Origin of the sequence: Paenarthrobacter sp. Z7-10 (assembly GCF_026932795.1) — a bacterium.
In the GTDB taxonomy this organism is placed as follows: Bacteria; Actinomycetota; Actinomycetes; order Actinomycetales; family Micrococcaceae; genus Arthrobacter_M.
The window spans coordinates 65525-76959 of record NZ_JADPVH010000011.1 but is presented as its reverse complement, the minus strand read 5'-3'; the positions used below and the strand labels follow the sequence as shown (position 1 = coordinate 76959).

The following is an 11435-nucleotide window of genomic DNA, read 5'->3' as shown; positions in this document are numbered from 1 at the left end:
AAGGACCTTCCCATGCTCAGCAGTAATCAGCGCCGCCAGTTCATCCACATGCCCGGCCACCAACTCACGGAACCGAAACAAGACGTTAGTGCGCTTGGACAACGACACATCACCCCAACTGTCCGCGGCCCTGCGGGCAGCGGCAACAACAGTCTCCAAATCCGAGCGGTTAGCCAACCGCAGCTCAGCCGAAACAGCACCCGTCGCCGGGTTAAAAACCGGCTGCGTACGCTCACCCACCCCCGGCGTTTCCGCACCATCAATGAAATGATTAATAGTCGTCGTCATACTGACTCCTTAGGAATGAGCGTTTATGGAGGAATGGTCTGGGGCCGCAATTCCGCGGTCCGCCGAAAAGTGCTGCGCGGCGACGGATAGTCCCCGGCCGCGTAAGAATCTATAGGTGCGGACGTTGCCGGGCTTTATGTTCGGTGTAGGTTTTGAAAGCGCTCCGGGTGGATTCCAGCTCCGAGGTCTGGGCAACCGGCACATCCCACCAGGATTCTGAGCTGGGCGCGTCCAGCAGCGGGTCGGACTCGATATGGATCAAGATCGGACCGCCCTCCTCGGGCGCAGCTTTCGCGCTCTTGATGCCAGCTTCGAGATCGGCCACCATCTCCTTTCCAGGCACGATCCGGATTACCTTGACGCCCAGGCTTTCGGCATTGGCGGCCAGGTCGACCGGCAGTCTCTCGCCGTCGTCGAACGTGTGATGCTCGGTGTCCAGCGCGCGGTATTGGGTACCGAAGCGTTGCGAACCCAGCGATTCGGAGAGCGCGCCGATGGAAGCATAGCCGTGGTTTTGGATCAGCACCACGATCAGCTTGATGCGTTCGGCGACGGCGGTGACCAGTTCGGTGTGCATCATGAGATATGACCCGTCCCCCACCAGCACGACGACGTTCCGGTCGGCTGCGCCGCGCGCCGTCTCCGTCAGGACCGCGCGTTTAACGCCTAATCCCCCGGGTATCTCGTAGCCCATACACGAATAGGCGTACTCCACGTGGTACCCGAAGGGGTCCCGGACGCGCCACATCTTATGCAGGTCGCCGGGCAGGGATCCGGCCGCGCAGACCACCACGTCCCGGACGTCCATGGCCCGGTTTACGGCACCGATAATCTCGTTCTGGGACGGCAGCGGGGAGTTTCGGACGTCAAAGGCTTCATCGACGGTCGAATTCCAGCGCTTCTTTTCGGCGGCAACCTCCCGGTCCAGCTCTGCGCCCACCCGATAACCGGACAGGGCCTGGTTTAATTTCACCAGGGCCTTGCGGGCGTCGGCCACAATCGGCACCGCGGCGCCGAGTTTGTAAGCATCCAGTGCAGCAACATTGACGTTAATGAAGCGTACGTTCGGGTTCTGGAAGGCGGTGCGCGAGGCGGTGGTGAAGTCCTCGTAGCGCGTGCCGATCCCGATGATCAGATCCGCCTGAGCTGCCAACGCGTTCGCCGCCGTCGTGCCCGTAGAACCCACGGCGCCGAGTGAGAGCGCATGGTCCCACGGCAGCACGCCCACGCCAGCCTGTGTGTTCGCCACCGGAATTCCAGTGAGCTCGGCAAAACGCGCCAACTCCTCGACGGCAAAGGCATAATGTACTCCACCGCCGGCAATGATCAGTGGGCGCTGGGCCGTCCGGATGGCGGCGGCGGCCCGCCGGATGTCCTCCTCCTCCGGCTCCGGACGGCGGATACGCCATTCGCGCTCGGCCAGAAATTCCACCGGCACGTCAAGTGCCTCAGCCTGGACATCCTGCGGCAGGGAAATCGTCACGGCTCCCGTTTCAGCCGGATCCGTCAGGACACGCAGCCCGTTGTAGAGAGCGGAATAGAGTTGCTCCGGCCGGGATACGCGGTCAAAAAACCGGGACACCGGCCGGAAGGCATCGTTAACCGTGACATCGTAGGCATCAGGGCGCTCCAACTGCTGCAGCACCGGGTCAGCTGCGCGGGTCGCGAAGGCATCGCTGGGCAGCAGCAGCACTGGCAAGCGGTTAGTGGTGGCCAGTGCCGCACCGGTAAGCAGGTTGGTGGCGCCTGGGCCGATCGAGGTGCTGACGGCGAAGGCGGCGCGGCGCCGGGTGTGCCGGGCATACCCCACCGACTGATGCACCTGGGCCTGCTCGTTACGGCCCGGGTAGTACGGCATCAGTGCCGGGTCCGCGACCTGATACTGCTTCAGCGCCTGGCCCACACCGGCCACGTTGCCGTGGCCGAAGATGCCGAACATCCCGGGGATCAGTCGTTCGCGGTAGTCCTCCGTGCCAATCCTGTCCACGGTGAACTGGTTGGCCAGGAATTTCACCACCGCCTGGGCCACTGTCATTCTGCGCGTGACCATGGTTAATCCTTTCGGTTTAAGGCCGAGGGGACGGTATTGGCATGCGCGCTGGTGCTAAGCAGCGAGGCGGCGGCGGCAATGGCTCCCGCAACATTGCCATCCTGCGGGTAGAGCAGCGTCCTGCCGACGGTCAGCCCGCGCACCCCGGGTAATGCCAGCGCACTTTGCCAACTGGAAAAGATCTCATCCGGCGAGCCGTCCGGGTCCCCACCCAACAGGACAGTGGGAAGGGTTGTGGAGGCCATTACCCGCTCCATTTCTGGTACCACCGGCAGCTTCATCCAGGTATAGGCGCTGGTCGAACCCAAGGCCGAGGCGATGGCCACGGACTTGATCACTGCGTCGGGGCTCAGATCGTTGCGCAGCCTGCCGTTATCCCAAACCGAGAGGAACGGTTCCACCATTGCCACCAATCCCCTCTCAGCCAATAAATCGATGGCTCTCGCGGTGGCTTCCAGTGCTGCTGCGGTGGCGGAATCGCCCAGACAGATCCGGGTGAGCATCTTTCCGCCCGTCGCGCCCAGCGCTTGCAGCGCTGCGGCGCTGTGCCCGGTGAAGCGATCGTCAATTTCATGGACGGAGCCGGCAAGGCCACCGCGGTTCATCGAGCCAAAGATCAGCTTTTCGTCCAGGACGCCCAGCAGCAGCAGATCATCCAAAATGTCCGGCGAGGCCAGCACGCCGTCCACGGCCGGGTGCGAGAGTGCTGTCTGCAGCCGGTCCAGCAGGTCCCGCCGGTCCGCCATCGCGTTCGCATCTGATCCAACGGCTAAAGCTCCCCGGGCCGGGTGATCCGCGGCAACGATGAAGTTCTGCTTGTCCGAACGGGGGGCCGGGGGCCGAACCCTGGACTGGGCAGCGCGGGCAACGGCGCCGGGATCTTCGAGCCGAATTCTGCTGAGGTGCTCGTAGCGGCGGGGATCGTCGTTCGCCTGCGAGTTGGGTGCGGGGACCGAATCGGGCGCCAGAAGACCCGGTTCGGCGTGGTGCGGGCTCACTTTTGTGCTCCTTGCCGGACGAGGCGGCCGTGTTCGGCCAGCAGCGAGGTGACTTCCTCCGGCGTCGGCATGGCGTCCGCGCAGGACAGACGGGAGGCGACGATGGCCCCGGCGGCATTGGCGTAATCCAGGACCTGTTCCAGCGGCCAGCCCGACAGCAGTCCGTGGCAGAAGGCACCCCCAAAGGAGTCGCCGGCGCCAAGCCCGTTGACGGTCTGCACGGAAACAGGCGCCGAAACCACCCGTTCGGTGCGTGTCTTGGCCATCACCCCCGCCGGGCCCAGCTTGACGACAGCGATCTCCACTCCCGCCGCCAGCAGCCGATCGGCTTGCTCATCCGGGGTGCCCGCCCCTACGGCCACGGCGCACTCAGTCTCGTTGCCGATGGCCACCGTGACGTGTGGAAGGATCCTGGCAATCTGCTCGCGGGCCTCCTCCTCGGTGTCCCAGAACATCGGGCGGTAGTCGAGGTCAAGGACGGTGAAGTGGCCTTCCTGAAGCTCTGTTCGAGCGCGGGCTTCATGGGCCCTGATGTGCGCCGTCCGGCTGGGTTCCTGGCAAAGCCCTGTCACTGTCGACCAGAAAATGCGCGCGTTCCTGATGGCGTCCAGATCCAGTTCCTCGGCCTTGATCTGCAGGTCCGGGGCGGTCGGGAAGCGGTAAAAGTACAGCGGGAAATCGTCCGGCGGCTTGATCGCACAGAAGGTCACCGGTGTCGGCCACTCTTTGACGGCCGTCACAAACCGGTCATCAACGTGGAACTTGCGCAGTTCACGGTGGAGATAGTTCCCGAATGGATCGTCTCCAGTGCGGGTGATCACGGCGGCACGGCGGCCGTGCCGTGCGGCTGCGACGGCAACGTTCGACGGCGATCCGCCAAGGTATTTTCCGAAGGAGGTGACGTCCTCCAGGTCCACCCCGATTTCGTTGGGATAAACATCGACGCTGATGCGTCCCATGGTGAGAAGTTCATCGTGAACGGTCATCGTGGACCTCTCTTTCCGGAACTCAATTCCCAACCCAGCTGAAGATCCGTTGCCGATGTGGCGGCCTAGGGCGCCGTGTTAGCGCAGCCATCCTCCAACTTTGCATCAGATTCCATGTTCCGTCAAAGTTTTGTGCTGACATACTTACAACAGCGCACTTTAAGACCGCGAAACCCCAGCAGATTCGCTCGGGGTTCGCGGATCTGCTGGGGTTTCCGGGAGGAAGGGGTGGAATTGGGCGGAAGGAAACGCGGTTAGGGCTTGAGCAGAACCTTGATGGCGCGCCGCTCATCCATGGCTTTGTAGGCCTCCGGAGCATCTTCCAGCGCCATTTCCACATCGAAAACCCGGCCTGGATTGATCCGGCCGGCCAGCACATCCGCCAGCAGTTCCGGAATATAGGTCCGCGCTGGCGCCATCCCGCCCGCCACCGAAATGTTGGTGTCGAACAGGTACCGGATCGGCAGATCAGCCCCTCCGGTCGGCACTCCGACAAAGCCCAGGCTTCCGCCGGGCTTGGTCGAGCGCAGGGCCTGGTCCATGGACTCCTTGGTGCCGACACACTCGAGCACCGAGTCGGCGAGCACTCCGCCCAGCAGTTCCCGAACCTTGGCCACGCCATCGTCACCGCGTTCCGCCACGATGTCCGTGGCACCAAATTCGCGGGCCAAAACCTGCCGGTCGGCATGCCGTGACATGGCAATGATGCGCTCAGCGCCGAGCCGCTTGGCGGCCAGCACGCCGCACAGCCCCACCGCGCCATCGCCGACGACGACGACGGTCCGGCCAGGTCCCACTCTGGCACCGAGGGCGGCATGGTGTCCGGTGGACATGACATCCGAAAGAGTGAGCAGACTGGCGGTGAGCGCCGCGTCTGGTTCCGCGACCCCTGGTACTTTGACGAGGGTGGCTTCGGCCTGCGGCACCCGCACGGCCTGACCCTGTCCGCCGTCGACGTGGAAGCCGTGTTCATCGTTCCCGCCCCAGGAAGCGATGTGCTCGCAGGCCACGGTCACGCCGTCGAGGCACGGCGGGCACGCTCCGCAGCTGTCGACGAAGGGCGCAATCACAAAATCGCCGGGCGCAAACGCCGTGACGGCGTCGCCAACGGTTTCCACCACGCCGACAAATTCGTGCCCAATCGGATGCGCCGGACGTGCCGCGCTGACGCCGCGGTAGGGCCACAGATCCGAGCCGCAGACGCACGCCGCGGTGACCTTGACGATGACGTCGCCGGGCAGCTGAAGGGTGGGGTACTCCCGGTCCTCGACGCGGATGTCTCCTGGACCGTGGATGATGGTGGCGCGCATGTGGTTCCTTTCGGCAGATGGGGCATCGAACCCCCTGTTAAGCCGCCAAACCCCAGCAGCTCCACTTGGGTTTGGTGGGGTTGCTGGGGCTTCGGCGGCAGGGGTGGTGCTTAGAGGGCCGCGTAGACTTCACGCAGCAGGGTGGCGGTTTCCGACGGCGTCTTGCCGACCTTGACCCCCGCTGCTTCCAGCGCTTCCTTCTTGGCTTGCGCGGTTCCGGCCGAACCGGAGACGATGGCGCCGGCATGGCCCATCGTCTTTCCCTCGGGAGCGGTGAAGCCTGCAACATAGCCGACGACGGGCTTGGTGACGTTCGCCTTGATGAACTCGGCGGCACGCTCTTCTGCGTCGCCACCGATCTCACCGATCATCACAATCGCCTTGGTCTCCGGGTCGGCTTCGAAAGCAGCCAGCGCATCGATATGGGTGGTTCCGATGACCGGGTCTCCCCCGATGCCGATCGCCGTCGAGAAACCAAGGTCACGCAGTTCGTACATCATCTGGTAGGTCAAGGTGCCGGACTTGGACACCAGGCCGATCGGACCTTTGCCCGTAATGTTGTTCGGCGTGATGCCCACCAGGGCCTCACCCGGGGTGATGATACCGGGGCAGTTCGGGCCGATAATACGGGTGACCTGCTTGGCGTCCGCGTCCAGCTTGGACTGGGCCAGTGCCCAGAACTCGGCCGAGTCCTGGACCGGGACGCCCTCGGTGATGACGACGACGAGGCCAATGCCTGCCTCGATCGCTTCGACGACGGCGTTCTTGGTGAAGGCCGGCGGCACAAACACGATGGAAACGTCCGCGCGGGTCTTCTCGATCGCTTCGGCAACGGTGCCGAAAACGGGCAGTTCGACGTCACCGTGGACAACGCTGGTACCGGCCTTGCGGGCGTTCACGCCGCCGACCACCTGGGTGCCGGCCTTGAGCATCAGCGCGGTGTGCTTGGTGCCCTCGCCGCCAGTGATGCCCTGGACGATGACCTTGGAATCTTTATTCAGATAAATAGACATTCTTACTCTTCCTGGCTCTCGACTCGGTTAATGAGCCTGTCGAAATACGGTCAGCGGGCGTTGGCGAGCTCGGCAGCCTTGTCGGCGCCTTCGTCCATGGTGGCCGCCAGCGTCACCAGCGGATGGTTGGCCTCGGCAAGAATGCGGCGGCCCTCTTCGACGTTGTTGCCGTCCAGCCGGACGACCAGCGGCTTGTTCGCCGCGGAACCGAGTTCGGCCAGCGCGCCGACAATACCTTTCGCGACGGCGTCGCAGGCGGTGATGCCACCGAAGACGTTAACGAAGACGCTCTTGACCTGGGGGTCATTGAGGATGACGTCCAGTCCGGCGGCCATCACCTCGGCGGAGGCTCCACCACCGATGTCCAGGAAGTTGGCCGGCTTAACGTTGCCGTGCTGCTCGCCGGCGTAGGCGACGACGTCCAAAGTGGACATCACCAGACCCGCGCCGTTACCGATAACGCCGACCTCGCCGTCGAGCTTGACGTAGTTCAGGCCCGCGGCCTTAGCCTTGGCCTCGAGCGGATCGGCGGCTTCCTTGTCCTCCAGCACGGCGTGCTTGGGGTGGCGGAAATCGGCGTTCTCATCCAGCGTGACCTTGCCGTCCAGGGCCAGGATGCGACCGTCTCCGGTCTTGACCAGGGGGTTGACTTCCACCAGAGTGGCGTCTTCCTTGACGAAAACGTCCCACAATTTGATGATCACAGCGGCGACGTCGGCACGCAGTTCCGGGGCGAATCCGGCGGTGGCGACAATTTCGTCGGCCTTTGCCTGGTCGATGCCCACGGCGGGGTCCACGGCTACGCGGGCCAGTGCCTCGGGCCGTTCCACGGCGAGCTGCTCAATTTCCACGCCACCTTCAACGGAGCACATGGCCAAGTAGTTGCGGTTCGCCCGGTCCAGCAGAACGGAGAAGTAATACTCCTCGGCGATGTCGGCACCCTGGGCGATCATGACTGTGTGGACGGTGTGGCCCTTGATGTCCATGCCCAAGATGTCGGAAGCGTAGCCGAATGCCTCATCCGCGGTCTTCGCGACCTTGACACCGCCAGCCTTGCCGCGGCCACCGGCCTTTACCTGAGCCTTGACAACGGTGACGCCGCCGATCTTCCCGGCTGCTGCCTTTGCGTCTTCAGGAGTGTGCGCCACGATGCCGGCAAGCACGGGTACACCGTGCGCCTCGAACATATCGCGCGCCTGATATTCAAACAGGTCCACTGGTTTGCGTCCTTCTACGTCGAAGTAGTATTCATATCAATCTTGCGATGGTGGAGCCCGGCCCGGTTGAGGAAACAGGACCCAACAGTCCACGTGGAACTCTAGTGCAGGGGCGGTGACCGCCCGTTACAGACTACCGGTTTAGTGAGTAACCACACATCAACGAGGATGCCGGCCCTGGTGCCTGCGGGAGTCTGTCCCGAGGCCGGCCGTTTCCAGGGCCGGCCGCCGTCCGATGGGGGTGCGCTTAGGCGATCTTGGTCAGCGGAGCATAACGCAGCAGCAAGCGTTTCTCGCCGGCGTCGAACTTCACCTTCGCCACCGTCTTATCCCCCGCGCCTTCAACGGCAAGCACCGTTCCGTTGCCAAAGCTGGTGTGGTTGACCTTGTCCCCCACCGAAACAGCCACCACTTCCTTCTGCGGCTGGACCCGACCGGCAGCGCTGCGGGCCGAAATACTGGGCGGAAGCAGGCCGGTGTCACGTCCACCGATGGCCGTTCCGGCGCCCCAGAAGGAACCGCCGTAGCGGCCGCCACCGAATCCGCCGGAACCCATGGCAGGTGCCATCGCGGCGCTGCCCTCCCGTTTCCAGTCGATCAGCTCTGCGGGAACTTCGTCGATGAACTGGCTGGCCGGGTTGTACTGGCTCTGCCCCCATAAACTGCGAACTTCTGCCCGGGTCAGGTAAAGCCGTTTCCGGGCCCGGGTCAGTCCCACATATGCCAAGCGGCGTTCCTCCGCCAATTCCTTCGGATCCGCCGCTGAACGTGAATGCGGGAAAATGCCGTGTTCCATCCCGGTCAGGAAGACCACCGGAAATTCCAGCCCCTTGGCCGTGTGCAGGGTCATCAGCGTCACCACGCCAAGCCGCTTCGCCTCGGCGACGGCGGCGGCCGCTTCCGCGGCCGATCCCCCCGGCGCGTCCGGAATCTGGTCCGCATCCGCCACCAGGGACACCTGTTCCAGAAAGCCCCCCAGCGTACCCTCCGGATTATCCCGCTCGTATTCGCGCACGACGGCGACCAACTCGGCGAGGTTCTCCACCCGGGATTCGTCCTGCGGATCCGTGCTGGCCCGCAGCCCCTCAAGGTAACCGGTCTGTTCCAGCACCGCCTCCAGCGCCGAGACGGCGCCGGATCCTGCCGCGACGACGGCCAGATCGTCAATCAGCTTCACGAAACCGCTGACGGCGTTGATCGAGCGGGTGGCCATTGCCGGTGCTTCGTCGGCCCGGCGCATGGCCGCCAGGAAGGAGATCCGCCCGCGTTCGGCGAGCGCCGCGATGGCGCCTTCGGCTCGGTCACCGATGCCGCGCTTGGGTTCGTTGACGATCCGGCGGAGATTGATGTCATCGTCCGGATTGACCAGGACCCGTAGGTAGGCCAGGGCATCCTTGATTTCCTTGCGTTCATAAAACCGGGTGCCTCCGACCACCTTGTAGGGCAGCCCGACCCGCATCAGGATTTCCTCGATGGAGCGGGACTGGGCATTAGTGCGGTAGAAGATGGCGACATCGCCGGGGAGAAGTTCCGCCTCATCCTGAAGCCTGTCGATTTCCTCCGCGATGAAACGGGCTTCCTCATGCTCGTTCTCGGCAACATAGCCGATGATCTTCTCGCCGTTTCCCTCGGCCGTCCAGAGATGTTTCTGCGGCCGGTTCGGATTGCGGGCAATGACGGCATTGGCTGCGTTCAGGATGTTTTGCGTGGACCGGTAATTCTGCTCGAGTTTGATGGTGCGTGCGTTGGGGTAGTCCTGCTCAAATTCGACGATATTTCGGATATCCGCACCGCGGAAGGCATAGATGGACTGGTCCGAATCCCCCACCACCGTCAGTTCCGCGGCGTGCTCGCCCTCGCCGACGATTTCGCGGACCAGGGCGTACTGCGCATGGTTGGTGTCCTGGTACTCATCCACCAGCACGTGCCGGAACCGACGCTGGTAGTACTCGGCCACACCGGGGAAGGCGCGGAAGATGAATACTGTTTGGGCGATCAGGTCATCGAAGTCCATCGCATTCGCCTGCCGAAGCCTGCGCGTATAGCCCTGGTACACCTCCGCGACGGCCCGTTCAAACGGATCATCGGAGTTGGCGGACGAGGCGTAGGAGTCGTCGTCGATCAGCTCATTCTTCAGCGCGGAAATCTTGTGCTGCATGGACTTCGGCGTGAAGCGTTTGGGGTCCAGCTCCAGCCCCTTGACCACCATGGTGATCAAGCGAAGCGTGTCCGCCGAATCATAGATGGAGAAGTTGGAACTAAGCCCCACGTTCGAAGCCTCACGGCGCAGAATGCGGACGCAGGATGAGTGGAAAGTTGAGATCCACATGCTCTTCGCCCGCTCGCCCACCAAGTTTTCAATACGATCGCGCATCTCCGCCGCGGCCTTGTTTGTGAAGGTAATGGCGAGGACCTGGCCTGGATGGGCTCGGCGGGTGGCCAGCAGGTAGGCGATGCGATGGCTGAGGACCCTGGTTTTACCCGAGCCTGCTCCTGCCACGATCAGCAGCGGCGACCCGGCATGCCTGACCGCCTCGTCCTGCTGCGGGTTCAATCCGAACAGCAGTTCACTGGCGGAAGGGAGGGGGGCAGGGGTTAACACTGGGCGAGGGTCGAACAACATATCCATGATGAAGCAAGTCTAGTTCCCGGCACCGACAGCGCTTGGCGGGTGCCGTCCGGACGCCATATCGATGCCATGCGGGCGGCACCCCGGATTCCGTGCCGTCGCCGCCCGGACCCCGAACTGACGAACGGCCTTATTCCCCTCGGCGCAGGGCAGCGGCTACCTCTGCGACGGCAGTTGCGGTACCGGCGATGAACCAGTCCAGCTCGTTGACACGAACGGCGGCGGTGCTGCCGCCGGCCGCACCGACGATGGCCTTGCCGGGCAGCCAGTCCCATTCCGGACAGCTGTGCTGGAACCAGCAGCCCAATGTTCCGTCTGCCACACGGGCCAGATCGCAGGACCCGGAGCCAAGCATCCGGAGCGTCGCCGCGCCCGCAGCCGCGGCACGCCACGGGCTGGCCGCCCGGTTCTGAACCAGCCAGGTCGGATGCAGGTAAGTGCCGGCGCTGATCTCGGCCAGCGGCAGGTCCGCTGCCACCATGATTGGCTGGCCGTTCAGCGTTGCCGGACAGTTCACGCCGCCCAGCCAGAGTTTGTCCTCCTGCGGCTGGTAGATGGCGCCGAGCAGAACCCTGGGCTCTCCTGCGCCGTCCCGGCCATTGTCCCAGCCATCGTCGCGACCATTGTCGCGGTTATTGTCTTGGCCATTGTCCCCTGCCGCCGACGCGCTCCCCTCGACTTTAAGAGCCAATGCCGAGCACCAGTAGGTAAAGCCGCTGAGGAAATTGTAGGTTCCGTCCACCGGATCGATCACCCACACTCGGCCGCTGCCGCCGGCGTGGCTCGCGCCCTCCTCACCGCGGATGCCGTCATCCGGCCGGCACCGCCTCAGCTGGTCGACAATATAGCGTTCGGCAGCGTGGTCCGCGGCGGTGACGACATCGGAAACGGAAGTCTTTCGTTCGCCCGTCAACCCCTCCGCACGCAGCCGCAAAGCCAGCATT

The 11435-nt window shown here is 63.9% G+C and carries 9 protein-coding genes; all 9 read right to left on the bottom strand.

The window, feature by feature from the left end; all coding sequences use genetic code 11:
* The coding region (locus tag IV498_RS05430) for an aldehyde dehydrogenase family protein (RefSeq protein WP_269045541.1) at positions 1-288 on the bottom strand (288 nt) is incomplete at its 3' end.
* Positions 289-397: 109 nt separating this feature from the next.
* A complete protein-coding gene (gene iolD, locus IV498_RS05425) occupies positions 398-2323 on the bottom strand; it encodes a 3D-(3,5/4)-trihydroxycyclohexane-1,2-dione acylhydrolase (decyclizing) (protein ID WP_269045551.1) in 1926 nt (641 codons plus the stop codon).
* A gap of 17 nt (positions 2324-2340) precedes the next feature.
* Positions 2341-3306 carry a Cgl0159 family (beta/alpha)8-fold protein gene (locus tag IV498_RS05420; protein WP_269045550.1) on the bottom strand — a complete coding sequence of 322 codons (966 nt, stop codon included), beginning with the start codon at positions 3304-3306 and terminating at the stop codon, positions 2341-2343.
* Positions 3307-3332: 26 nt separating this feature from the next.
* Positions 3333-4322, bottom strand: coding sequence for a 5-dehydro-2-deoxygluconokinase (gene iolC, locus IV498_RS05415; RefSeq protein ID WP_269045540.1), 990 nt, complete (start codon positions 4320-4322; stop codon positions 3333-3335).
* 254 nt (positions 4323-4576) lie between these two features.
* Positions 4577-5632 carry a zinc-dependent alcohol dehydrogenase family protein gene (locus IV498_RS05410; protein WP_269045539.1) on the bottom strand — a complete coding sequence of 352 codons (1056 nt, stop codon included), beginning with the start codon at positions 5630-5632 and terminating at the stop codon, positions 4577-4579.
* A 110-nt stretch (positions 5633-5742) separates the two neighbouring features.
* The gene (gene sucD, locus IV498_RS05405; protein ID WP_269045538.1) at positions 5743-6645 is read right to left on the bottom strand and encodes a succinate--CoA ligase subunit alpha; all 903 of its coding nucleotides are present in this window, start codon (positions 6643-6645) and stop codon (positions 5743-5745) included.
* A gap of 50 nt (positions 6646-6695) precedes the next feature.
* Entirely contained in the window at positions 6696-7862 is a 1167-nt protein-coding gene (gene sucC / locus IV498_RS05400; RefSeq protein WP_269045537.1) for an ADP-forming succinate--CoA ligase subunit beta, read from the bottom strand.
* 247 nt (positions 7863-8109) lie between these two features.
* The gene (pcrA, locus tag IV498_RS05395) at positions 8110-10491 is read right to left on the bottom strand and encodes a DNA helicase PcrA (protein WP_442951294.1); all 2382 of its coding nucleotides are present in this window, start codon (positions 10489-10491) and stop codon (positions 8110-8112) included.
* 130 nt (positions 10492-10621) lie between these two features.
* Positions 10622-11434, bottom strand: a complete 813-nt coding sequence (locus tag IV498_RS05390; RefSeq protein ID WP_442951296.1) for an inositol monophosphatase family protein — start codon at positions 11432-11434, stop codon at positions 10622-10624.
* Position 11435: the final 1 nt, after the last annotated feature.

Bases quoted from the DNA above. Each gene is read 5' to 3' on its own strand.
- iolD (WP_269045551.1), bottom strand. From the start codon at position 2,323: ATGACAGTGGCCCAGGCGGTGGTGAAATTCCTGGCCAACCAGTTCACC.
- iolC (WP_269045540.1), bottom strand. From the start codon at position 4,322: ATGACCGTTCACGATGAACTTCTCACCATGGGACGCATCAGCGTCGAT.
- IV498_RS05410 (WP_269045539.1), bottom strand. From the start codon at position 5,632: ATGCGCGCCACCATCATCCACGGTCCAGGAGACATCCGCGTCGAGGAC.
- sucD (WP_269045538.1), bottom strand. From the start codon at position 6,645: ATGTCTATTTATCTGAATAAAGATTCCAAGGTCATCGTCCAGGGCATC.
- pcrA (WP_442951294.1), bottom strand. From the start codon at position 10,491: ATGGATATGTTGTTCGACCCTCGCCCAGTGTTAACCCCTGCCCCCCTC.
- IV498_RS05390 (WP_442951296.1), bottom strand. From the start codon at position 11,434: ATGCTGGCTTTGCGGCTGCGTGCGGAGGGGTTGACGGGCGAACGAAAG.